Consider the following 20,940-nt stretch of genomic DNA (forward strand, 5'->3'; position numbering starts at 1 on the left):
TTTTGTCCTAGACAATTCGCAAAATCCCTCAAAACATTCCGGCCATGGCCGGACGTTTTGTTCCCTTCAGATCAATGACGCCACTTTCTGACCCCCTGCCTTTGGCGCCTGGCCCCGGGCTGCCCATCTCGGCCGTCGAACGCGAGACCGGACTTGCCAAGGACACCCTGCGTGTCTGGGAAAGACGCTACGGCTTTCCAAGGCCTGAACGGGATTCGGCAGGCGATCGCCGCTACCCGGCAGACCAGGTTCGACAACTGACCCTGATCCGGCGGCTCATGGATACGGGGCTGCGCCCCAGCAAGCTGATGGGGGTGGACCTGAACGGCCTGCAGGCGCTGCTGGCCCGCGCCGACACCTCGCCAGCCATGGATTTGTCCAGGACAAATTCAGAGAATGCAGCAGACTCTGACCGCTTCGCACCCATGCTCAACGCCATTGCCGCACATGATCCCGCCCAGCTCAGGCATTGCCTGAGCCTGGCCCAGTCGCGCATGGGCCTGGCCGGTTTCGTGACCACGCTCGTGGCCCCGCTGACCACGGCGGTCGGCGAATTCTGGGCACAGGGGCGTTTTGAAGTGTTCGAAGAGCACCTGTACACCGAGGTGCTCACCGGCGTCTTGAGGCAGGCGATCGCCTCGCTCGTCCCGCCTTCCCCGCCGCCCGCGCCCAAGGTATTGCTGACCACGCTGCCGCAGGAGATGCATGGACTTGGGCTGCTCATGGTCGAAGCCTTGCTGGCCCTGGAAGGCTGCAACTGCGTATCGCTGGGCACCCAGACGCCCATCGGCGACGTGGCACAGGCCGCGCGGGCGCATCGCGCCGACATCGTGGGGCTGAGCTTCAGCAGCGCGCACAACGGAGCAATGGCGCAGGCTTGCCTGGGCGAGCTGCGCAGCCACCTGCCGCCGGCCATCGAGTTGTGGGCCGGTGGAGCATGCCCGGCGCTCTATTCCAGCCCTGTCGCGGGCATCACGCCGGTGCGCCATCTCACGGATCTGCAACCGCTGGTCGCCCGATGGCGGCAGGCGACAAGAACACCAAGGACATCCGCATGAACTTTCCCGCCCCCCGCCCCGTCTTCACCGCCAGGCGGCGCACCCTGCTGGCAACGGCCCTTGGCGCCGGCCTGCTGGCCAGCGGTTGCGCCAGCATGCGCCCGCCAGGCTCGGTCACGCCCGTCTCACCGTTCGACCTGCAGCGCTACCAGGGCCTGTGGTACGAACTGGCACGGCTGGACCATGGTTTCGAGCGGGGCATGACCGATGTGACCGCCGAGTACACGCCGCAGGCAGACGGCAGCGTGAAGGTGGTGAACCGGGGTTTTTCCGTGCCCCGGGGCCAGTGGCAGCGCGCCGTCGGCAAGGCCTTGTTCACGGGCAAGCCGGACACGGCTTCGCTCAAGGTCTCCTTCTTCGGTCCGTTCTACGGCGGCTACCATGTGGCCGCCCTGGACCCTGACTACCGCTGGGCGCTGGTCCTCGGGCCGGACACGCAGTACTGCTGGATACTGGCCAGGGAGCCGAAACTGCCCCCGCAGACCCTGCAATCCATCGTCGCCAAGGCCGCGGAACTGGGCGTCGATACCGGCGCGCTGATCTGGGTCAGCCATGATCGGCACCAGGAAGCGCGCAGCCAGGAGGCCTTGTGAACAGCCTGCCCCCCGTCGCGGTGATCGGCGCAGGAATGGCGGGTTTGGCCTGCGCACAGTTGCTGGCCGAGGCTGGCTGCCGCGTGGATATCTTCGAGAAAAGCCGAGGCCCATCCGGGCGCATGAGCACACGGCGCGCGCAGGATCCGCAGGGTGCGTGGCAGTGCGATCACGGCGCCCCATCGTTTGCAGCCCAGGACCCTGAGTTTGTGCAGGAGGTGCGCCAGTGGGAGCAGCACGGCGTTGTCGCCGCCTGGCGTCCGCGCGCAGTGCGCCTGCAGGGCACAGACGCGGTGCCCGCAGAGGCAGGCCCCGACCGCTGGGTGGGCGTGCCGCGCATGACCTCTCCCGCAGCGTTTCTTGTCCAGCGGCTTGGACAGCAGGGGCATGGCGTACGGCTGCACCTGCAGGCCACGGTGCAGCATTTGCAGCACGGGCCTGCCCGCTGGACAGTGCACTGTGCCGAACAAGGGCAGATGGGGCCGGAATACTGCGCCCTGGTGCTGGCAGTGCCTGCACCGCAGGCGGCAGCCTTGCTGGAGCCGGTCTCGCCCTATGCGGCGGCACTGGCCGCCAGCGCACGCATGCAGCCTTGCTGGGTGGCCATGCTGCGCACCGACGCCCCCCTGCCGCTGGACTGGGATGCGGCAGAAATCACGGATGGCCCGCTGTGCTGGGTGGCACGCGACAGCGCCAAGCCAGGACGGCAAGGGCAACAAGGGCAGCAGACCTGGGTACTGCATGCCAGTGCACGGTGGAGCCAGGATCACATCGAGTCGGACGCTGAATCCGTGGCCGGGCAACTGCTGCAGGCATTCGAGGCCCTGGCCGGCTCTCTGTCCGACTCTCTGCCAGGCGGCCTGCGCGTCACTGCCCACCGCTGGCGCTATGCGCTGCCGGCCCCCCACCTGGTCAACCGCTGCTGGTGGGACGCGCCTGCGGGCCTGGGCCTGTGCGGCGACTGGATGTGCGGCGCAGGCGTCGAAGGCGCCTGGCTCAGCGGACGGGCGCTGGCCCGGCGCGCCCTGGCCACGCTGACGCGCTGAACCACAGGAACGCCCGCACCATGCACAAGAAGCCCCACCTTCCCTCCAAGCTGTGTGCGTGCTGCGGTCTTGCGTTCACATGGCGCAAAAAATGGGCACGTGATTGGGACGAGGTCAAATACTGCTCGCAGCGCTGCCGCACCGCGCGACTGCCGCCTGATCCCACTCCCCCATCTGCAGGCCGTCAGCCAAGGCGCTGACCTCCAAGCGGGCCATGCGCCCGCACATCCTGGGAGCCCTGGATTGCCGCAAGGCCGGCCCCATAATGCGCCACCCCATTGCATCAAGGAATTGGCACCTATGTCTTCCGGCGGCTTTCACGTCCACGGCCCACACGATCACGAACTCGAACATGCTGCCCAGGGCGAGCATGGCCACACCGCCCATCACGGCATCGGCGGCGGCAGCCTGACCAACCAGATCGCCATGTGCACGGCAGTCATCGCCACGGTGGGCGCCATCTTCGCGTACATGGGCGGCGCCACCCAGGCCAATGCCGGGCTGTACAAGAACGACGCAGCCATCAAGAAGACCGAAGCGGCCAACCAGTGGGCCTTCTTCCAGGCCAAGAGCACCAAGCAATCGCTGTCCGAGTTCGCGCGTGATCTGGCGACCACGGAGGACAGGCGGGCGGCCTACCAGGCCAAGGTGGAGCGCTACGAAAAGGAAAAGGACGACATCAAGCGCGATGCCGACCGCCTGGAAGCAGAGGCCCGGCAATGGGACGAGAAGTCAGAGATGCAGATGCACCTGCATCACCGCTGGGCGCAGGCCACCACCGCGCTGCAGGTCGCCATTGCCCTTGCAGCCATCGCGCTGCTGACCAAGAAGAAATGGCTGGAATACGCCATGCTCGGCGTGGCAGCGCTGGGCCTTGGCGTGGGCGGGCTGGCCATGCTGCACATCTAGAGCGTGTGGCAAAGCCGCAAAGCCGCAAAGCCGAATATCCGCCTTGGAAGGCACCTGTGAAGCAGCCCCCTGATTCCCCGGCCTTGCCCGCGGCTCAGTCCTCGCTGGGACGGGGGTAGCCAGCCTCTGCCCAGGCTTGCGCAGACGTCCGGGTGAGCTGATGGTCCGGCCTGACTCCCAACTTGGCCAGCTCGCTGCCGTCGGCGGCAGTGGCGGTGAGCGTGGCGCTGGGATTGTCTTCATCGGGCTCGATATCCAGAGAGACGGTCACGCGTGACCCGCCCACCACGATCTGCACATCCTTGTGCAACTGCGCTGCCAGATGCTGCTCATGCCGGCGCATCACCTCGTGCGCCGTCTTCACCAGCGTGTTGAAGGCGGAAACGTCCAGCGGCTTGGGATTTTTCTTGTCGCGGCCCATGGTCCACGGGCCGACCAGGCTTGGCTCCACCTGGCCGTCCTGGGTCATGGCAACGGCCCAGCCATCGTCGTCTTCATTCTTGATGACGCGGGCCTCCCAGCCGTTGTGATGCCAAAGGCGGTCTTCGAAGATCGAGACGACTTCTTGTTCGAGTTCTGCGGACATGTCCAGACCCTTCCCTTGTGGAAACTATCGAGCCCGAAATTCTACTGTCCATCCATACAGTTCGCGCGCAGGGGTCTATTGCGCAGGCAGCGGCTTCCACGGGGCCATGACACCCAGCAGATACGGCAGTCAAAGCAGGCGTGCAGGCTGGTCAGCGGCTGACCGAGCTGCGTCAGGTCGCATCGCTTGCACGTTGCGCTCGCCGCAAATTGCCGCTGGAGCGAAGGGCTTGCGAGTACGATAAGCTTCAAGTCTTGTTGAAGGTCAAGGACCCCTTGCCGAAGGTTGCGCATGAACATTGGTGAACTGAGCAAACGCACAGGCCTGTCCACATCACGCATTCGTTTTTATGAGCAAAGTGGCCTGCTGCAAGCGGCTGAGCGTGGCGCGAATGGCTACCGCAGCTATCCGCCTGAGATGGTGCAGATGCTGGAGCTGATTGCGATTGCGCAAGGGGTGGGCTTCAGCCTGGATGAAATCCGTGCACTCTTGCCGCCCGGCCTGCAAGGCTGGGACCATGAGGCCGTCGTGGGCGCGCTGCGCCAAAAAATTGCCGATATCAAGGCCATGGAGAAAAAGCTGCAAACCAGCAAAAAGCAGTTGCAGGCTTTGTTGTCCGATATTGAAGCGCGGCCAGACAACATGGATTGCCACGACAACGCACGCCGCGTGCTCTCCCATGTACTGGCCCAGCAATCCGAATCCTTGGCCTCTGAAGCAGCGGCCGAAGAAAAAATGGGCAAGCTCATGCGCACAGGACACAAGAAGCGGGCAAGCGCGGCATAGGCCTGCGCCAGTTTGGAACGCAGCCCTAGCGCCTTGCCAAAGCCTGCACCACCTGCTTTGCAGTCGCTTTGGCCGACCCCGGGTTTTGCCCGGTGATGAGGCGGCCATCGGCCACCACATACGAGATAAAAGGCAGCAAGGCTTTTTGATAGCGCGCACCGCGCATCTTCATTTCCTGCTCGGCGTTGTAGGGCATGGACCGGGCCACTCCGGCCAGGATTTCTTCCGTCCATGAAAAACCCGTGACCCGTTTGCCCGCGACCAGCAAAGAGCCGTCGCTGAGCTGCGTATTGAGCAGGCCGCAGTAGCCGTGGCAAACCGATGCAACGATGCCACTTCGCTCCCAGATGCTGCGTGTGATGTGCTGCAGCCCCGCACTATCGGGAAAATCCCACATCACCGCATGCCCTCCAGTGAAGTAGATGGCATCGAAATCGCTCGCATCGATATCGGCAGGTGCCGCAGTGTTCGCCAGCAGGGCCATGCACGCGGGATCATCGAGCCAGGCCTTGGCCGAAGCATCGAAGAACGGCCATTGGAGTGCGCGCGGCTCCAGCGGTACGGCGCCACCCAGCGGGCTCACAAGTTGCTGCAGATACCCTTGCGCAGCAAACACATCCCAGGCATGGGTCAGCTCCGACAGCCACAGCCCTGTGGCGTGCGCAGGGTCGTCGTAATGAGCGACATTGGTGACGACATGCAAGACACGTGGCGTACTCATGATGACTCCTGCGCGATGTGCTTGAGGCCCTGTGCGTAGCTGGTGACAGCAAAGTCGGGAAAGCGGCGCTTGAACTTGGACGAATCAAACACATTGTCGTGCGCGTAGCGTGGCAGCAGTTCACGCAGTTCGCGCACGGGCTTGGAGACCCAGCCAGCAACCACCATGGCCAGGTGGCTCAGTACCTTGTAGCGCGGCTCAACCCCAAAGGTTGCAGCCGCCAGGTTCACAAAGGCCTGATAGGTCAACCGCTCGTCCCAGCAAGGCAGATGCCAGGTCTGGCCATACGCATCTTGCGCATTGCCAATGGCTGCCATGGCGCGGCTTGCATCGGGCGTCCAGATCAGGGTGCGCAGCTTGTCGTCACGGACCGGCACTTTGGCCTTCTGGCCCGCCTTGAGCGGGCCGATCACCAGGGTGTTGGTGATGCTTTGGGTTTTGCCGGGGCCGTAGAACTCTGGCGCGCGGGCAATGGCGACGGGGATATCGCCGCGCTGCATCTCGGCCAGCACCATCTCGGCCATCAAGGCGCGCACGCGCCCCTTGCGGCCCACCGGGGCAAAGGCGGTTTCCTCGGTCTGCCGCTGCGCGGTTTGCGGGTACATGTAGGTGTTGTCGAAGTAGACAAACTTGGCCCCCGCTGCCCGCGTGGCATCGAGCGCGTTGCGCAGCATGGCAGGAAATTGCCCCTCCCATAACTCTGTGTCTGGTGGCAGGCCAGCGGTGAAGTACACGACCTCGCTGCCACGCACGGCCTCCAGGGTTTGCGCGGAATTCATCAGGTCGGCGGACACCAGCTCGTCCGTATCGTTCACCTTGCGCGGCTTGCGGCTGACCAGGCGCAGGTTCTGCGTGTAGTTGCGGTGGAGCTCGCGCGCCAGCTCCACAGCGATCTGGCCATTGGCGCCCAAAATGGTTTGCATATCGATCCTTGCAGCATCTTGTGTGATGAGAGGATATGGAGCTTAAGCTTCAACTTGAGTTGAAGGTCAAGCGGCAAAACTGCAGTTCCCTGATATCAGGTCGAAGCCCCCTGCCGGCTCGCTGGCTGTCTGAAGAAACCCGGCACTTCCATCATGTCGGGGAGCCTGGGGCCTGGACACTGCGGCCTGCTTTGGTGCACCTGGTGAAGGCCCGGTTCGGGTCGGCAGCGCCTGTGCATGAGCCGCGATGGTGGACTTGCCTCTTTGCGGTTGCTCATCTGTGGTCCGAACTTGTCGGCTTTATCGAGACTGCCACCGCACACCGGCATCAATTGCTGTAATGGGTGCAATGAGAGCAATGGCAGCAATGTGTGTACAGCAACTATTTGATGCGATCAGAATGCACCACCACCATTGAAAAGAAGAAGCCATTCTCAATCCAACGATTGAATTGACAACTTCCGATGGACGCCGCTTATTCAATGTGACAGAATGAAACGCCAGCAATGAATGGCCTGAAGACCTCTGATGATGGCAGTGGCAAATATTGCCATGGCGATCGCAATGACAGGGCGAAAAACCGGATGTGCCGCTATTGAGATCCAGAAATCAAATCGTGTTGACTTCGCGCATTTCTGAGGGATCGTTTGGTCAATGAACGTCAGAGCGTGCTCTTGTCGCCCGCACCTCATTTGCACTGGAAGCGCACGACGGCCATTGTCGCCATTCGGCCAATCATTGAATCCAGCTTCTGGCTTTCGAGCCTTATGCTTCTATGAACATCGCCCCGTAGAAGCCAAAAAACCAAGGGCGATTGACAACGGAGATTTATATGCCTTACAAGAAAAGTCAACAAGTCGGCGGTCAGGGTGGAGACGAATTTTCCGATGATCTGACCCAAGTGGTTCGAATTGTGAGGATTTCGATCAGGCATGGAGCCAGAGTCGATGCCATCCAAACCACATGGCTTCTGACAGACGGAACACAACTCACTGGTGCACGCCATGGTGGCGGGGGCGGCGAAGAAACTGTGATCGAGTTTGGCAGCAACGAGCACATCGTTACGATACAAGGGCGAAGCGGAAGTCGAATTGATTCCCTGACCATTACCACCAACAAGAAGTCCTACGGCCCCTACGGAGGCGACGGAGGGAAACCCTTCGGCCCCATTCCTGCTGAAGCAGCGGGTGGATTCTTTGGTCGATCCGGCACAAATGTTGACGCGATAGGCGTTTTCATTCCAGCGTAGTGTCAAGCCGGTGATGGTGCCATCGCATCAACAAGGCACCGAAACGGACTGGGATGAAGCCGAGGTTTATTCCAGTCCGCTCATCGGCTCTATTGATTCCTGCTGTCAATCAGGCATCAATCAGCAAAGTCAACGCCCCCGCATCCCCATCAAAACCTCAATCGTCACCGTCGTCGCGTCGTCATCCGGCCTTTTGCGATGCGCGATGCCCAACGCCCTTGACAGTGCTGGCCGCAGGGGTCGCGTGGTGATGCGGGGGTCAGGCTGCGGTGCGCCGGCCTCGTGGGGCAGCAGCGCGGCGCCGTAGCCCGCTGCCACCAGGCTCTTCATTGCGTCGTTGTAGTTCAGCTCGATGCGTGCCTGCGGCCGGGCGCCGCCTGCGGCAAACCATTCGGCGGTCTGGCGCGACAGCCGGGTGCCACGGTCGTTGGCGATCAGCGGGCGGGCCGCAAGCCAGGCGGGCGTGATGTGTCGCGGCGGTTTCCAGGCGGCCGGGATGAAGGCGAGCACGGGGTCCTGGCGCCAGGCCTGCACCTGCAGCCCGCGCAGCACGGGCTGCGGCAAGGCAACGATGCCGATGTCCAGGCTGCCGGCCGCCAGGCGCGCCAGGGCTTCCTCGCTGGTCATCACCGCCACTTGCACGTCGATCTCGGGATGCCGGGCGGCCAGGGTTTCCAGTGCCTGGGGCAAGAGGTGCGCGAGTGCGCCGGTGGAGGCGCCCAGGCGCACGCGGCCCCCGCGCGTGGCGATCTGGCGCTGCACGGTCTGCAGGAGATCGTCGGCCTCGGCCAGGAGCTGGCGCGCCTTGTCTATCAGCAGGCTGCCCGCCGATGTGGCGGTGACGCCGGCCGGTGCGCGGTGCAATAGACGTGTTCCCAGACGCTCTTCGAGCTGCGCCACATGCAGCGTCACCGTGGGCGGCGCCAGGTGCAGCACCTTGGCGGCGGCGGCGAACGAGCCCAGGTCGGCCACCGTCAGCAGGGTGCGCAGACGGTCCAGATTGATTTCGCGCATGGTGCGGTGTCCCAGGTTGCCAGCAATTCAGGAATCATGAATCTGTAGTTTGTCAGATTCAACTGGCCTGCATGCGGCAGGCGCTGCAACATGCGCTCCACACCCAATCGGAGCAACCCATGACCTCTCTTGTTTTCATCGATGGCGACCAAGGCACCACCGGCCTGCAGGTGCGCGAATGGCTGGCGGATCGGACCGACCTGCGCCTGCTGCAGCTGCCGGCCGACCAGCGCAAAAGCACGGCGCACCGCGCCGAGGCGCTCAACGACTGCGACATCGCCTTGCTGTGCCTGCCGGACGAGGCTGCGCGCGAGGCGGTGGCGCTGGTGCGCCGGCCCGGCGTGCGCGTGATCGATGCGAGTTCTGCGCATCGCACCGCGCCGGGCTGGGTCTATGGCCTGCCGGAACTGGAGGCAGGCCAGGCTGAACGCATCGCCCATGCCCGGCGCGTCAGCAATCCCGGCTGCTATCCGACAGGTGCTCTGGCACTGCTCAGGCCCTTGATCGACGCGGGCCTGCTGCCCCCCGACTACCCGCTGGCCATTCACGCGGTATCGGGCTATTCGGGACGGGGCCGCGCAGGGCTGCTGGACCATGAGGGCGCTGCCGCCGCCACTGCCGTGCCCCTGCAGGTCTATGGCCTGGGGCTGCACCACAAGCACGTGCCCGAGATCCAGCAGCATGCCGGCCTGGCCCATGCGCCGGTGTTCGTGCCGGCCTATGGCCACTACCGGCAAGGCATCGTGCTGACCATCGCCCTGCATCTGCGGCTGCTGCCCGCCGGTGTGACCGCCCGCAGCCTGCACGCTGCCCTGCAGGCGCGGTACCAGGGCCAGCCCTGCATCGAGCTGCAACCCCTGGAGGAGGACGCCGATGCGCAGCGGCTCGATCCGCGCGCGCTCAATGGCAGCAACCGGATGCGGCTCGCGGTGTTCGGACAGCCGCAGGAGCAGCAGGTGCTGCTGACCGCCGTGTTCGACAACCTGGGCAAGGGCGCCGCCGGCGCGGCGGTGCAGAACCTTGATCTGATGCTCGGGCTGCAGCCGATGCTGCAGCCAGGATGCGATGAATCCCTGAGCGTGGTGTGAGCCTGGTGTGAGCCTGGTGTGAGCGTGGAGTGAGTGCGGTGTGAGCTGCCGGCCTGGGGAAGACGAGGCAAGATCCGGGCAATCCTGCTTCAAGCCTCGACGCCACAGGCCACCGACAGATAGCTTTTCATGCGCGCGCTGGCCCGCTCCGGGTCGGCCAGCGCACCGCAGGCATCGGCCAGCTCGAACACCTTGGCAAAGTGCACGGCCCCGCGTGCAGACTGCATTGCGCCGGCCATGGAGAAGTGCTTCTGGTGGCCATTGAGCCAGGCCAGGAACACGATGCCTGCCTTGTAGTGCCGCGTGGGCGCGCAAAAAATCTCGCGCGACAGCGCCACCGTGGGATCCAGCAGTTCCCGGAAGCGTCCCCTGCGGCCCTGGGCCAGTTCGGCCAGCGCCACGGCCGCCACCGGGGCGATGGGGTCGAAGATGCCCAGCAGGCCGTGGGAGTGGCCGCCCTCAACGGCTGCCGTCCCATCGCCGGCCATGAGTTCGGCGTAGTGGAAATCGTCACCCGTGTACATCTTCACGCCCGCAGGCAGCCTGCGGCGCAGCGCCCTCTCCCATTGCGCATCGAGCAGCGATACCTTGATGCCTTCGACCTTGGGCGCCTTCGCTGCGATCAGCGCGGCGACGGTATCAAGGGCCTGCACCAGGTCCGTACTGCCCCAGTAGCCGCGCAGCGCAGGGTCGAACATCTCGCCCAGCCAGTGCAGCACCACGGGCTGGTCGGCCGCGTCCAGCAGCCGGTCATAGAGTTGCAGATAGTCCTGCGGGCCGCGCGCGGCCTGGACCAGGGCGCGGCTGGCCATGAGGACCACGGGGCAGCCTTCGGCCTGCACCACGTCCATCTGCTCGCGGTAGGCCCCCTCGACCTGTGCCAGCGTGACCCCGGGTTGCGCCGCCAGCTGGTCGGTGCCCGCGCCGCAGGCCAGTTGGCCGCCCACTGCCCGCGCATGGCGCGCGCTGCGCTGGATGAGTTCGCGTGCCGATGGCCAGTCCAGGCCCATGCCGCGCTGGGCCGTGTCCATGGCTTCGGCGACCTTGAAGCCCAGGCGGTACAGATGCTCGCGGAAGGCCAGCGTCGCCTCCCAATCGATGGCGGGCGGGCCATCCCAGGGATGCGTGGCGGCCAACGGGTCGATCACCACATGGGCCGCTGCGTAGACGCTGCGGTTGAAGGCAGGAGCCGGGCCCGCGGGAGCGATGGGATTGGCTTTCATGGCCAGTGGTACGAGACGGCCGTCGCTTCGGGGAAGGAGGATCTGCATGGGGGTCTCCTGCCTCAAGCCCGTTGGCCGAGGATGTGGTCGGCAGCCTTCTCGGCCACCATGATGGTGGGAGCGTTGGTGTTGCACGAGGGGATGAAGGGCATCACGGACGCATCGGCCACGCGCAGCCCCTCCATGCCGATGAGCTGCAGTTGCGGCGTCACCACGCTGTACGGGTCGTGCTCGGGGCCCATGCGGCAGGTGCCCACGGGATGGTGGTCGGTCTTGGCATGGGCGCAGGCGTAGTCAGACAGCTCGGCATCGCTGTCCCGATGTCCGCCCGGCAATACCTCGCCGTGCACGTAGCGCCGCAGCGCGGGCTGGCCCAGCAGCTTGCGCGCAAGGCGCAGGCCCTTGATGGACATGGCCCGGTCATGGGGGTCGGCCCAGTAGTTGGGATCGATCAAGGGCGCCGACGCCGGGTCTGCATCCGCGAGCCGGACCGTGCCGCGCGAGCGGGGGCGCAGGTAGGCCGTGTTCAGCGTCACGCCCGCGTTCTCCAGCCCGGTGATTCCGGCTTCTATGCCCGAGCCCAGCCCCAGATGGAACTGGATGTCGGGCGAGCGCGCGAGCGCATCGGGGTCGGCATACCAGAAGCCCCCGGTCTCGAAGAGGCTGGAGGCGGCCGGCCCTTTCTTGAGCAGCAGGTACTGCAGGCCCGCCCAGGCCGCGTGCCAGGGGCGCTGGTATTTGTCGTAGGTGTGGTCGCCCGTGCATTCGGCGATCACGAACAGGTCCAGGTGGTCCTGCAGGTTGGAGCCGACACCAGGGAGGTCATGCACAGGCGCCAGCCCCACGCTGCGCAGATGGTCGGCAGGGCCTATGCCGGAGTGCATCAGCAGCCTGGGCGAGCCTATGGCACCCGAGCAGACGATGACTTCGCGGCTGGCGTGCACGCTGAAAGGCGTGCGGCTGGAGCCCGAGACCGCCTCCACGCCAACCGCGCGCCGGCCCTGCACCAGCACGCGCAGCGCCTGGGTCTGCAGCTGGATGGTCAGATTGGGGCGGCGCATGCGCACCGGATCGATGAAGCCCGTGGCCGCCGACGCACGGCGCGCATTCCACTGCGTGAGCTGGTAGTAGCCCAGGCCCTGCTGCGCGGCACCGTTGAAGTCGGGGTTGAAGGGCATGCCCATTTCCTGGCCGGCCTGGAAGAATGCCTCGCAGATGGGCAGCGGGCTGACGGGGCAGGACACGCCCAGCGGGCCGCCGTAGCCGTGGTACTCGTTGGCAAAGCGCTGGTTGTTCTCCGAACGCTTGAAGTACGGCAGCACGTCGCGCCAGGACCAGCCCGTGGCGCCGCCCAGGCGCTCCCAGTCGTCATAGTCTGCCGGCACGCCGCGCGTGTACAGCTGGGCGTTGATGGTCGAGCCGCCACCGATGACCTTGGCCTGCGTGTAGCGCAGCACGCGCTGGTTCAGATGCCGCTGCGGCACGGTCTGCCATCCCCAGGAGCCCCGGCCCCGGGTCATGCGCGCAAAGCCCGCAGGCCAGTGGTACAGAAGATGCGAGTCCCAGCCCCCGGCCTCCAGCAGCAGCACGCGCACCGAGGGGTCGGCGCTCAGCCGGTTGGCCAGCACGCAGCCCGCCGAGCCCGCGCCCGTGATGATGTAGTCATAGCTGTCCATGGTCATCCTCCTCACAGCCGCGCGATGGAGAGCGCGCCATCCACATGCAGCACCGACCCCGTCGCAAACGCCAGCCTGCCGCTGGCCAGCGCGCTGGCGGCCTGCGCCACGTCCTCGGGCCGGCCCCAGCGGCCCATGGGCACAAGGCCCGCAGCGATCAGGCCGTCGTACCGATCGGCAGCACCCGCCGTCATGGCCGTGCGGACGATGCCGGGGCGCAGCTCGAACACGCCAATGCCGTGCGCCGCCAGGCGCAGCGCGAACAGGCGCGTCAGCATGCCCAGGCCGGCCTTGGACAGGCAGTACTCGCCGCGCTCCACCGACGCCATCTCGCCGCTGACCGAGGACACGGTGACGATGGACCGCGCAGCGCCCGAAGGCGCAGCCAGCATGCGCTGCGCCACGGCCTGCGTGAAAAAGAAGCTGCCGCGCAGGTTGGTGGCCATCACCCGGTCGAAGTCCTCGGCGCGGATGTCCAGCAGATCGCCGCGGCGCGGCGAGCCCATGCCTGCGTTGTTGACCAGGCAGGACGGCACACCGCCCCAGGCGCAGACCGCATCGAGCACACGAGCGTGGTCGTGCACGTCGGCCAGGTCGCCGCGCACACGCAGCGCACGCGCGCCGCAGGCCTGGATCTGCGCGACGCTGGCGCCGTCACTGGCACCATCGTCCTGCAGCGTGGTGATGGCCACGTCAAAGCCGTCGTGCGCCAGTTGCAGCGCAATGGCGGCGCCTATGCCCTGGCTGCCGCCGGTGACCAGGGCCACGGGGCGCCGTGCCGTCGATTGCGGATTCATGGCAGCAGCTCCTGAAGGTGGTGACGCAGGTGACTGCCCACGCGCAGGGCCTGGGCAGCCACGGTCAGCGCGGGGTTGACGGCGGCCGAGGACGGGAAGAATCCCGCATCGACCACATACAGGTTGTCCAGCTCCCAGGCCTTGCACTGCGGGTCCAGCGCCGAGGTGGCCGGATCACTCCCAAGGCGCACCGTTCCGCACTGGTGCGACACCACCTCGGTGCCGAAGCCGCGCGACAGCACCAGCGGGTAGCCGGTGCCGCGCAGTATCTGGGCGCAGCGCGCCACCCAACGCTGGTGGGCGCGCAGGTTGGTGCGGTGCCAGTGCAGGTCGATGTCTCCGTCTGCGCGCAGCGTGACGCGGCTGCTGGGGTGGGGCAGGTCCTCGCTTTGCGCGTACCAGTCCACACTGCGCTCGGCCAGCGCGCTGCGCAGCCACCTCGGGGTGCCCGGCAGGGCGGCACGCAGCATGGGCTCGCGGATCTTTCCCAGCAGTTGCAGGCTGCCCAGCGGCGGGCCGCCCGCGCCGTCGCCGAAATAGAAGTCGTGCAGCGCCAGCGTCTTGGGAAAGCGCGTGCGGTTGCGCCTGAACGGGTGCCATGCCATCAGGGCCGTGGTGTTGTGCGTCATGTAGTGGCGGCCCACCACGTCGCTGCCATTGGCCAGGCCGCGCGGATGCCGCGCATTGGCCGAGCGCAGCAGCAGGGCCGCCGAGTTGATGGCGCCGGCACTGAGCACGAACAGCCCCGCCGTGATGCGGCGCGCCACGCCGCGGTCCACCACCTCCGCCGCGACGACGCGCCGCCCGCCCGCATCGGTGAGCAGGCGCTGAACGCGCACGCCGGTATGCAGCCGCACATTGCGGTGCGCCAGCGCAGGCCGCAGCAGGCAGGTTTCGGCATCGCCCTTGGCCCCCACCATGCAGGGCACGGCGTCGCAATTGGCGCAGCGCCGGCAGTGTCCGCCCGGTCCCAGGTCGATGGCGCAGGGCATGGGAAACGGCCGCAGGCCCTGGGCACGCAAGCGCTGCTCGATGCGCGAAAGCAGCGGCTCGTGCGGCACCGGGGGATGGGCATAGGCCGTGCTACGCGGCGGCTCCGTGGGGTCGGCGCCGCCCTGGCCGCGCACGCCGAACAGCTGCTCGGCCAGGGCATACCAGGGTTCGAGATCGGCATAGCGCAGCGGCCAGGCGGGCGAGATGCCCTCCTCATGCTCCACCGCCTCGAAATCGCGCTGCCGAAAGCGCAGCATGGCCGTGCCGTAGAACTTGGTGTGCCCGCCCACGAAATAGAACATGCCGGGCCGAAACGCCCGCCCGCTGGCGTACCAGACCTCGTCGGTCTGGTAGCGTCTTTCGGCGAAGACGGCCTCGATGTCCCAGTTCTGCGCCTCGCGCGGCAGCACCGGGCCGCGCTCCAGCACCCATACGCTCGCACCGCTGTCCGCCAGTTGCAGGGCCACGGCCGAGCCGCCCACGCCCGAGCCGATGATGAGCACATCGCAGTCCAGCCCGTTGTGCGCCATGGCGGTCATGCGATCAGCGCCTGGGTGGCGGCATCGAAGCAGACCAGCCGAGACAGGTCGATCAGCAGGCGTGCCCTGTCCCCGGCGCGCAACGGCGCATCGGGCGGCAGCCGCGCGGTGAACGCATGGCCACCGAGCTTCAGCAGGGCCAGCGTGTCCGATCCGGTGGGCTCCAGCAGCTCGACGCGGGCCTCGGCCAGGCCCTGGCCAGGGGCGGCCGGCACGCCTTCGGGCGCCAGGCCCACGGCCTCGGCACGTATGCCGGCAATGACTTCGCTGCCCGCATGGCCCTGCAGCGCGGTGGCCAGCGGCTGCGGCAGGGGCAGGGACTGGCCGCCGATATCGAGGAAGGGACCGCCCTGCCCCTCACCCGCCCCCTCACCCACGCGCGCAGGCAGCAGGTTCATGCGCGGCGACCCCATGAAGCCCGCCACAAAGGTGTTGGCCGGCCGGTTGTAGACCTGCTGCGGCGTGCCCAGCTGCTGCAGCACCCCGCCCTTCATGACGGCGATGCGCGTGGCCAGGGTCATGGCCTCGATCTGGTCGTGCGTGACATAGATGATGGTGGCGCCCAGGCGCTGATGCAGCTTCTTGATCTCGGCGCGCATGTCCACGCGCAGCTGGGCATCGAGGTTGGACAGCGGCTCGTCGAACAGGTAGAGCTGCGGCTCGCGCGCCAGCGCCCGCCCTATGGCCACGCGCTGGCGCTGGCCGCCCGACAGCTGGCGCGGCTTGCGCCCCAGCAGGTGCTCTATCTGCAGCAGCCTGGACACCTCCTGCACCCGCGCAAGGCGCCGCGACTTGTCCACCTTGCGCATCTCCAGCGGAAAGCCGATGTTGCCCGCCACGGTCATGTTGGGGTACAGCGCATAGGACTGGAACACCATGGAGATGTCGCGCTCGGCCGGCGCCGCGTGGGTGATGTCGCGGCCGCCCAGCGCCAGGCGGCCGCCGCTGGGCGGCTCCAGGCCCGCGATGATGTTCATCAGCGTGCTCTTGCCACAGCCCGACGGGCCGACGAGGACCAGGAATTCGCCCTCATGCACGGCAATGCTGATGTCCTGCAGGATGCTGGCCGCGCCGAAGCGCTTGTGGATGCGGTCGAGATCAAGGAATGCCATGGAATGCCTCACTGCAAGATGCTGGGCATCAGCCTTTGACGGCGCCGGCCATCAGCCCGCGCACGAAGAACCGGCCCGACACCAGGTACACGGCCAGCGTCGGCAAGGCCGCGATGAACGCCCCCGCGAAGTGGACGTTGTATTCCTTGACGCCGGTGCTGCTGTTGACCAGGTTGTTCAGCGCCACGGTCAGCGGGTAGGAGCTGAAATCGCTGAACGAGGCGCCGAACAGGAACTCGTTCCAGATGCTGGTGAACTGCCATATCGCGGCCACCACGACGATGGGCAGGCTGTTGGGCAGCAGCACGCGCCACAGCAGCCCGAAGAACCCCGCGCCATCCATGCGCGCCGAGCGCACCAGCTCGGCCGGGAAGGCCGCGTAGTAGTTGCGAAAGAACAGCGTGGTGAAGCCTATGCCGTACACCGTGTTGACGAAGACCAGGCCCTTGAGGCTGCCCGCCAGGCCCAGCGCCCCCAGCATCTTGGCCATGGGGATCAGCACGATCTGGAATGGAATGAAGACCGACAGCAAGATGGCGCCGAACAGCAGGTCCGCCCTCCGGAAACGGAACTGGGTCAGGATGCAGCCGTTGAGCGCGCCCAGGGCCGTGGACAGCAGCACGGATGGCACGGCCACCAGGAAGGAATTGAGGAAGAACGGCCGCAGCCCCGTGGCCTGCACGCCGATCTGCGCCGTGCTCCAGGCGCTGCGCCAGGGCGCCAGCGTCCACTGGCCGGGCAGCGCCAGCAGGTGGCCGCTGCGGATCTCGTCGAGCGGCTTGAAGGAATTGGCCAGCATCACATAGACCGGCAGCAGGAAGACCGCCGCCAGCAGGACCAGCGCCGCATACAGCAGCACGCGCCAGGGCTGAAGCCGCCGTGTCACGGACCAGGGTGTGCGCAGCTCAGTCATGGCGACCTCCTGCGCTGCGCATGGCGCCCCAGAGATAGGGCAGGACGATGGCGCCCACGGCCAGCAGCATCAGCACCGAGCTGGCCGCGCCCACGGCCATCTCGTTGCGGGTGAACGAGTACTGGTACATGAACACCGAGGGCAGCCAGGTCGAGCGGCCGGGCCCGCCATTGGTCAGCGCAATCACCAGGTCATAGGACTTGATGGCCATGTGCGCCAGGATCACGAAGGCCGATACGAAAACCGGCCCCAATTGCGGCAGGATGATGCGCCAGTAGACCTGCCAGGTGCGCGCGCCATCGAGCCGCGCCGCATGGATCTGCTCGGAGTCCACCCCGCGCAGGCCCGCCAGGAACAGGGCCATGGCAAAGCCGCTGGTCTGCCACACGGCGGCGATGACCACGCAGTAGATGGCCATGTCGCCGTCCTTGATCCAGCCGAACGCAAAACCCTGCCAGCCCAGCAGGTGCATGGATTTTTCCAGGCCCACGCCGGGGTCGAGCAGCCATTTCCACGCCGTTCCCGTGACGATGAAGGACAGGGCCATGGGGTACAGGAAGATGGAGCGCAGCACGGCCTCGGCGCGGATCTTCTGGTCGATCAGGATGGCCAGTACCAGGCCCAGCGCCATGGCAATGGCGATGTAGAGGCTGGCGAACACCGCGAGGTTGTTCGCCGAGATCTTCCAGTTCTCCAGCCCCAGCAGCCGCGTGTAGGCAGCGGTGCCGGCCCATTCATGGCGCGGCAGCAGGGTCGATGCCGTGAACGACAGATAGACCGTGAACAGAATGCATCCGTACACGCACACCAGCGTGAGCAGCACGCTGGGGCTGAGCAGCAGCCTGGGGAGCCAGCCGGCCTTCATGGCAGGGTCCTCCATCAGTCGGCCAGGGCCGAGGCCAGCTCGGTCACGGCCCTGGCATCGTCGATCTGGCCGTTGAAGTGGCGCGTGACCACGTCATAGATGGCGTTCTTGGCCGATGCGGCCGTCGCATGGCCCAGCGCAATGGAGCCCAGCATGCTGCGCCGGCCATCGGCCTCGGCCACGTCGCGGATGGCCTTTTTGCCGCATTCGTCGAAGGCCGTATCCGCCACGTCCAGGCGCGCAGGCGCCGCACCCTTGACGACATTGAACGCCGACTGAAAGGCCGGCTCCATGATGGCGGCCGCCAGCTTGCGCTGAGCGGCCGCCTTGCCCGCGTCGGACAGCCTGAACATCACGAACTGGTCGGTACTGAAGGCCACCATGCCCTGGGTGCCCGGGAAGCGATAGCAGGCAAAGTCCTTGCCGGGCTGCTTGCCGGCGTTGAGGAACTCGCCCTTGGCCCAGTCGCCCATGATCTGGAAGCCCGCCTTGCCGGCGATGACCATGCCCGAGGCCACGTTCCAGTCTCGCCCCGAAAAATCCTTGTCCACCAGGCTGCGGATCTGCGCCATGCGCTGGAATACCTTGCGCGTGGTCGCCGACCGGATGGTGGCCGGATCGCGCTCGATGAAGGCCTTGCGGTAGTAGTCGGCGCCGCCCGTGGACAGGGCCACGCTGTCGAACACGATGGCCTCCTGCCAGGGCTGGCCGCCATGGGCGATGGCGATGAAGCCGGCCTGGCGCACCTTGCGCGCCGCCGCGATGAATTCGTCAAAGCTCGCCGGCTCGGCCGTCACGCCCGCCTGGGCCAGCACCTGCCGGTTGGCCCACAGCCAGTTGGTCGAATGGATGTTGACCGGCGCCGCGATCCAGCGGCCCTGGTAGCGCGAGAATTTCTGCACCTCCTGCGGCACGCTCTTGTCCCAGCCCTCGCGCGCGGCCAGGGCATCCAGGTCGGCGACCACGCCCTGGCCGCCCCAGTCCAGGATGTCGAAGCCCAGCATCTGCACCGCCGTGGGCGGGTTGCCCGAGGTCACGCGGGCGCGCACCGCCGTCATGGCCGCCTCGCCGCCGCCACCGGCCACGGGCATGTCGTTCCAGCGCACGCCCTGCTTTTCCAGCCCGCTCTTGAGCAGGTTCAGCGCGGCGGCCTCGCCGCCAGCGGTCCACCAGTGCAGGACCTCGACGCTCTGCCCGGCCATGGCGGCCGGCGGTGTGGCAAGGGCCATGGCCAGCGCCATGGCAGTCAGTGGCCGCTTCATGCCGTGTCTCCTTCGTGGATGGGCAGATACCAGTGGCTGCGCGCACCCAGGTGCATGTGCAGGGTCTTGGCCTGGGTGTAGTCCTCGGCGGCACGGCGGCCCAGCTCTCGGCCCAGGCCGCTTTGGCGGTAGCCGCCGAAAGGCAGCTCGGCATGGCCTTCGAGGAAGGTATTGACCCAGACCGTGCCGGCCTTGATGCGCCGCGCCGCCGCCAGGCAGGTGCTGAAGTCACGGCTCCAGACGGCGGCCGACAGGCCGTAGAGCGTGGCGTTGGCCAGGTCGATCGCATCGTCCAGGTCCTCGAAGACCAGCACCGCGAGCACGGGCCCGAAGACCTCCTGCCTGGCAATGGCCATGTCCGGCGTCACGCCGGCCAGCACCGTGGGCTCCACATACAGGCCCGGGCGCGCCATGCGGCTGCCGCCCAGCACCACGCGGGCGCCGGCCTGGCGCGCGGCCTCGATGTGGGTGAGGATGGCGTCCAGCTGGCGCTGCGTGGTGATGGCGCCCACCTGCACGCCCTGGTCCAGCGGATCGCCCACGCGCACCTGCCGCGCGCGCTCGGCCACGGCGGCCACGAAGCGTTCGGCGATGGCCGCCTGCACCAGCACGCGGCTGCCGCTGTTGCAGCACTGGCCGGCATTGAAGTGCATGCCCAGCACCGTGGCATCGACGGCCGCCTCGAAGTCGCAGTCGGCAAAGACGATCTGGGGGTTCTTGCCGCCCAGCTCCAGGGACAGCTTCTTGAGCGTCTGCGCCGATGCTGCGGCCACCTTCCGGCCTGTTTCCGTGGAGCCCGTGAAGGACAGCATGTCGATGTCCGGGTGCGCGGCCAGGACCTCGCCGACAGCGCCACCGCCGCCTGGCAGGATGTTGACGGCACCGGGCGGCAGGCCGGCGTTCATGAGGATCTCGCCCAGCATCAGCGTGGTGGCCGATGTTTCCTCGGCCGGCTTGACCACGGCCGTGCAGCCGGCGGCCAGCGCAAAGGGCAGCTTCTGGCTGACGATGAGCAGGGGAAAGTTCCAGGGCGTGACGATGCCGACCACGCCCAGCGGCTCGCGCAGCACCACACCCAGCGTCTGCTCGCCCAGCGTGTCATAGCTGTCGCCATGCAGGTTGCGCGCCAGTGCGGCGGCGTAGTGCCACAGGTCGGCTGCCGCGCCCACCTCGTCCAGCGACTGGGCCAGCGGCTTGCCGGTCTCCAGCGTCTCCATACGCGCCAATTCCTGCCTGCGGTCCAGCAGGCATTCGGCCACGGCACGCAGCACGCTGGCGCGCTGCGCCCCCCTCATGCGGGGCCAGGGCCCGTGGTCCGCAGCGCGGCGTGCTGCGGCAATGGCACGCGCGGCATCGGCCCGCCCGGCCCGCGCATGGATGCTGGCCACGGTGCCGTGGGCCGGGGAGCGGCGTTCCAGCGTCGCGCCGTCGGCCGCATCGGCCCAGGCGCCATCGATGAGCAGCCGGCCATGGAACGGGGGCCTGTGGACGAGGCCGGCCATGGCCCCTGCATTCACTGCAGGTGCATGGGCTGGAGGCGGGTTCGCGGCAGTCATGGTGGCGGTCTCCTTGGGTGGTTCAGGGGGC

At 66.9% G+C, this 20,940-nt stretch carries 21 protein-coding genes; 8 read left to right on the forward strand and 13 right to left on the reverse strand.

The features are described 5' to 3' along the window. The first annotated feature begins 74 nt into the window (after positions 1 to 74). The 5 genes from ACF8LI_RS10880 to ACF8LI_RS10900 all read left to right on the forward strand — a co-directional run bounded on the left by ACF8LI_RS10880 (position 75) and on the right by ACF8LI_RS10900 (position 3,606). Positions 75 to 1,058, forward strand: coding sequence for a MerR family transcriptional regulator (locus ACF8LI_RS10880; protein WP_392412646.1), 984 nt, complete (start codon positions 75 to 77; stop codon positions 1,056 to 1,058). Then, on the forward strand, positions 1,019 to 1,651 hold the full coding sequence (locus ACF8LI_RS10885; protein ID WP_047216934.1) for a lipocalin family protein: 633 nt from the start codon (positions 1,019 to 1,021) through the stop codon (positions 1,649 to 1,651). The genes ACF8LI_RS10880 and ACF8LI_RS10885 overlap by 40 nt, the downstream gene beginning before the upstream one ends. Next, complete coding sequence (locus ACF8LI_RS10890) at positions 1,648 to 2,697, forward strand: NAD(P)/FAD-dependent oxidoreductase (protein ID WP_126311515.1); 1,050 nt, start codon at positions 1,648 to 1,650, stop codon at positions 2,695 to 2,697. Before ACF8LI_RS10885 ends, ACF8LI_RS10890 begins: the two co-directional genes overlap by 4 nt. Positions 2,698 to 2,717: 20 nt before the next feature. Then, positions 2,718 to 2,897: a DUF2256 domain-containing protein gene (locus tag ACF8LI_RS10895; RefSeq protein WP_013801983.1), complete on the forward strand. Its 180-nt coding sequence runs from the start codon at positions 2,718 to 2,720 to the stop codon at positions 2,895 to 2,897. Positions 2,898 to 2,997: 100 nt separating this feature from the next. Beyond that, positions 2,998 to 3,606 (forward strand): DUF4337 domain-containing protein, encoded by a 609-nt coding sequence (locus ACF8LI_RS10900; RefSeq protein WP_034366698.1) that lies wholly within the window; start codon positions 2,998 to 3,000, stop codon positions 3,604 to 3,606. 94 nt (positions 3,607 to 3,700) lie between these two features. Here ACF8LI_RS10900 and ACF8LI_RS10905 read toward each other — a convergent pair whose 3' ends face one another. After that, on the reverse strand, positions 3,701 to 4,192 hold the full coding sequence (locus ACF8LI_RS10905) for a hypothetical protein (protein ID WP_392412648.1): 492 nt from the start codon (positions 4,190 to 4,192) through the stop codon (positions 3,701 to 3,703). 291 nt (positions 4,193 to 4,483) lie between these two features. On the opposite strand from ACF8LI_RS10905, the gene ACF8LI_RS10910 reads away from it, so the two are divergent. Continuing rightward, complete coding sequence (locus ACF8LI_RS10910) at positions 4,484 to 4,978, forward strand: MerR family transcriptional regulator (RefSeq protein WP_016451534.1); 495 nt, start codon at positions 4,484 to 4,486, stop codon at positions 4,976 to 4,978. 25 nt (positions 4,979 to 5,003) lie between these two features. Here the strand turns inward: ACF8LI_RS10910 and ACF8LI_RS10915 are convergent, their stop codons facing one another. Then, positions 5,004 to 5,699: a type 1 glutamine amidotransferase domain-containing protein gene (locus ACF8LI_RS10915; RefSeq protein ID WP_392412650.1), complete on the reverse strand. Its 696-nt coding sequence runs from the start codon at positions 5,697 to 5,699 to the stop codon at positions 5,004 to 5,006. Next, positions 5,696 to 6,622 (reverse strand): NAD-dependent epimerase/dehydratase family protein, encoded by a 927-nt coding sequence (locus tag ACF8LI_RS10920; RefSeq protein ID WP_047327461.1) that lies wholly within the window; start codon positions 6,620 to 6,622, stop codon positions 5,696 to 5,698. The genes ACF8LI_RS10915 and ACF8LI_RS10920 overlap by 4 nt, the downstream gene beginning before the upstream one ends. 832 nt (positions 6,623 to 7,454) lie before the next feature. Here ACF8LI_RS10920 and ACF8LI_RS10925 point away from each other — a divergent pair. Next, positions 7,455 to 7,871 (forward strand): jacalin-like lectin, encoded by a 417-nt coding sequence (locus tag ACF8LI_RS10925; RefSeq protein ID WP_074922946.1) that lies wholly within the window; start codon positions 7,455 to 7,457, stop codon positions 7,869 to 7,871. Between the two features lie 129 nt (positions 7,872 to 8,000). On the opposite strand, the gene ACF8LI_RS10930 is transcribed toward ACF8LI_RS10925, so the two are convergent. After that, a complete protein-coding gene (locus ACF8LI_RS10930; protein WP_017407463.1) occupies positions 8,001 to 8,885 on the reverse strand; it encodes a LysR family transcriptional regulator in 885 nt (294 codons plus the stop codon). A 119-nt stretch (positions 8,886 to 9,004) separates the two neighbouring features. Between ACF8LI_RS10930 and argC the strand changes: the two genes are divergently transcribed. Further along, positions 9,005 to 9,973, forward strand: coding sequence for an N-acetyl-gamma-glutamyl-phosphate reductase (gene argC, locus ACF8LI_RS10935; protein WP_061287978.1), 969 nt, complete (start codon positions 9,005 to 9,007; stop codon positions 9,971 to 9,973). A gap of 89 nt (positions 9,974 to 10,062) precedes the next feature. On the opposite strand, the gene ACF8LI_RS10940 is transcribed toward argC, so the two are convergent. The 9 genes from ACF8LI_RS10940 to ACF8LI_RS10980 are packed head-to-tail and all read right to left on the reverse strand — an operon-like array spanning position 10,063 to position 20,909. Next, positions 10,063 to 11,244, reverse strand: coding sequence for a dihydrodipicolinate synthase family protein (locus ACF8LI_RS10940; RefSeq protein WP_392412653.1), 1,182 nt, complete (start codon positions 11,242 to 11,244; stop codon positions 10,063 to 10,065). A gap of 14 nt (positions 11,245 to 11,258) precedes the next feature. Beyond that, positions 11,259 to 12,872, reverse strand: a complete 1,614-nt coding sequence (locus ACF8LI_RS10945; protein ID WP_392412654.1) for a GMC family oxidoreductase — start codon at positions 12,870 to 12,872, stop codon at positions 11,259 to 11,261. Positions 12,873 to 12,883: 11 nt separating this feature from the next. Beyond that, a complete protein-coding gene (locus ACF8LI_RS10950) occupies positions 12,884 to 13,669 on the reverse strand; it encodes a 3-ketoacyl-ACP reductase (RefSeq protein WP_016451528.1) in 786 nt (261 codons plus the stop codon). After that, the gene (locus ACF8LI_RS10955) at positions 13,666 to 15,201 is read right to left on the reverse strand and encodes a GMC family oxidoreductase (RefSeq protein ID WP_392412656.1); all 1,536 of its coding nucleotides are present in this window, start codon (positions 15,199 to 15,201) and stop codon (positions 13,666 to 13,668) included. Before ACF8LI_RS10955 ends, ACF8LI_RS10950 begins: the two co-directional genes overlap by 4 nt. Next, positions 15,198 to 16,313 carry an ABC transporter ATP-binding protein gene (locus ACF8LI_RS10960; protein WP_392412658.1) on the reverse strand — a complete coding sequence of 372 codons (1,116 nt, stop codon included), beginning with the start codon at positions 16,311 to 16,313 and terminating at the stop codon, positions 15,198 to 15,200. The genes ACF8LI_RS10955 and ACF8LI_RS10960 overlap by 4 nt, the downstream gene beginning before the upstream one ends. A gap of 28 nt (positions 16,314 to 16,341) precedes the next feature. Next, positions 16,342 to 17,226 (reverse strand): carbohydrate ABC transporter permease, encoded by an 885-nt coding sequence (locus tag ACF8LI_RS10965; protein WP_392407504.1) that lies wholly within the window; start codon positions 17,224 to 17,226, stop codon positions 16,342 to 16,344. Then, positions 17,219 to 18,091 (reverse strand): carbohydrate ABC transporter permease, encoded by an 873-nt coding sequence (locus tag ACF8LI_RS10970; protein WP_016446303.1) that lies wholly within the window; start codon positions 18,089 to 18,091, stop codon positions 17,219 to 17,221. The genes ACF8LI_RS10965 and ACF8LI_RS10970 overlap by 8 nt, the downstream gene beginning before the upstream one ends. 14 nt (positions 18,092 to 18,105) lie before the next feature. Next, positions 18,106 to 19,353, reverse strand: coding sequence for an ABC transporter substrate-binding protein (locus ACF8LI_RS10975; protein ID WP_277849859.1), 1,248 nt, complete (start codon positions 19,351 to 19,353; stop codon positions 18,106 to 18,108). Then, entirely contained in the window at positions 19,350 to 20,909 is a 1,560-nt protein-coding gene (locus ACF8LI_RS10980) for an aldehyde dehydrogenase family protein (RefSeq protein WP_392412660.1), read from the reverse strand. The genes ACF8LI_RS10975 and ACF8LI_RS10980 overlap by 4 nt, the downstream gene beginning before the upstream one ends. Positions 20,910 to 20,940 lie beyond the last annotated feature (31 nt).

It is taken from the genome of Delftia sp. WSY_12, from assembly GCF_043104645.1.
GTDB classification, from domain to species: domain Bacteria; phylum Pseudomonadota; class Gammaproteobacteria; order Burkholderiales; family Burkholderiaceae_C; genus Comamonas; species Comamonas tsuruhatensis.

Bases quoted from the DNA above. Each gene is read 5' to 3' on its own strand.
- ACF8LI_RS10880 (WP_392412646.1), top strand. From the start codon at position 75: ATGACGCCACTTTCTGACCCCCTGCCTTTGGCGCCTGGCCCCGGGCTG.
- ACF8LI_RS10885 (WP_047216934.1), top strand. From the start codon at position 1,019: ATGGCGGCAGGCGACAAGAACACCAAGGACATCCGCATGAACTTTCCC.
- ACF8LI_RS10895 (WP_013801983.1), top strand. From the start codon at position 2,718: ATGCACAAGAAGCCCCACCTTCCCTCCAAGCTGTGTGCGTGCTGCGGT.
- ACF8LI_RS10900 (WP_034366698.1), top strand. From the start codon at position 2,998: ATGTCTTCCGGCGGCTTTCACGTCCACGGCCCACACGATCACGAACTC.
- ACF8LI_RS10905 (WP_392412648.1), bottom strand. From the start codon at position 4,192: ATGTCCGCAGAACTCGAACAAGAAGTCGTCTCGATCTTCGAAGACCGC.
- ACF8LI_RS10910 (WP_016451534.1), top strand. From the start codon at position 4,484: ATGAACATTGGTGAACTGAGCAAACGCACAGGCCTGTCCACATCACGC.
- ACF8LI_RS10915 (WP_392412650.1), bottom strand. From the start codon at position 5,699: ATGAGTACGCCACGTGTCTTGCATGTCGTCACCAATGTCGCTCATTAC.
- ACF8LI_RS10920 (WP_047327461.1), bottom strand. From the start codon at position 6,622: ATGCAAACCATTTTGGGCGCCAATGGCCAGATCGCTGTGGAGCTGGCG.
- ACF8LI_RS10925 (WP_074922946.1), top strand. From the start codon at position 7,455: ATGCCTTACAAGAAAAGTCAACAAGTCGGCGGTCAGGGTGGAGACGAA.
- ACF8LI_RS10930 (WP_017407463.1), bottom strand. From the start codon at position 8,885: ATGCGCGAAATCAATCTGGACCGTCTGCGCACCCTGCTGACGGTGGCC.
- argC (WP_061287978.1), top strand. From the start codon at position 9,005: ATGACCTCTCTTGTTTTCATCGATGGCGACCAAGGCACCACCGGCCTG.
- ACF8LI_RS10940 (WP_392412653.1), bottom strand. From the start codon at position 11,244: ATGCAGATCCTCCTTCCCCGAAGCGACGGCCGTCTCGTACCACTGGCC.
- ACF8LI_RS10945 (WP_392412654.1), bottom strand. From the start codon at position 12,872: ATGGACAGCTATGACTACATCATCACGGGCGCGGGCTCGGCGGGCTGC.
- ACF8LI_RS10950 (WP_016451528.1), bottom strand. From the start codon at position 13,669: ATGAATCCGCAATCGACGGCACGGCGCCCCGTGGCCCTGGTCACCGGC.
- ACF8LI_RS10955 (WP_392412656.1), bottom strand. From the start codon at position 15,201: ATGACCGCCATGGCGCACAACGGGCTGGACTGCGATGTGCTCATCATC.
- ACF8LI_RS10960 (WP_392412658.1), bottom strand. From the start codon at position 16,313: ATGGCATTCCTTGATCTCGACCGCATCCACAAGCGCTTCGGCGCGGCC.
- ACF8LI_RS10965 (WP_392407504.1), bottom strand. From the start codon at position 17,226: ATGACTGAGCTGCGCACACCCTGGTCCGTGACACGGCGGCTTCAGCCC.
- ACF8LI_RS10970 (WP_016446303.1), bottom strand. From the start codon at position 18,091: ATGAAGGCCGGCTGGCTCCCCAGGCTGCTGCTCAGCCCCAGCGTGCTG.
- ACF8LI_RS10975 (WP_277849859.1), bottom strand. From the start codon at position 19,353: ATGAAGCGGCCACTGACTGCCATGGCGCTGGCCATGGCCCTTGCCACA.
- ACF8LI_RS10980 (WP_392412660.1), bottom strand. From the start codon at position 20,909: ATGACTGCCGCGAACCCGCCTCCAGCCCATGCACCTGCAGTGAATGCA.